General features: G+C 68.9%; 1 pseudogene. It reads right to left on the bottom strand.

The annotated features are described in order from the left end of the window. Positions 1–354: pseudogene (locus WCE05_RS26480) on the bottom strand (CbbBc protein); the annotation flags it as partial.

The raw sequence follows: 354 nt of genomic DNA, 5'->3' as shown, positions 1-354 counted from the left end.
GCTTGCCGACGTTGCCGCGCAGCAGTTGCAGGGTGACGATCTCCTGCACGGTGGGCACCGAGTGACGGTGCTGGGTCACGCCCATCGCCCAGCACATGATCACCCGCTCGGCCTTGCGGTACATGCGCGCGGCCAACTCGATCTCGGCCTGGCTCAGGCCGGATTGCTCGACGATGTGCGCCCAGGGCGTGGCGTCCACCGCCGCCAGGTAGGCGTCGATACCGCTGGTGTGCTCGGCGATGAAGGCATGGTCGAACACCGCTGGCTCGCCCTTGGCCTGGGCCTCGCGCTCCCACTGCAGGAGGTACTTGGCGATACCGCGCATCACCGCCATGTCGCCGCCCAGGGCCGGAC

This window comes from Pseudomonas sp. I2 (assembly GCF_040984075.1).
In the GTDB taxonomy this organism is placed as follows: Bacteria; Pseudomonadota; Gammaproteobacteria; order Pseudomonadales; family Pseudomonadaceae; genus Aquipseudomonas; species Aquipseudomonas guariconensis_B.
The sequence above is the reverse complement of the archived record's forward strand: the minus strand, read 5'-3'. Positions and strand labels throughout refer to the sequence as shown.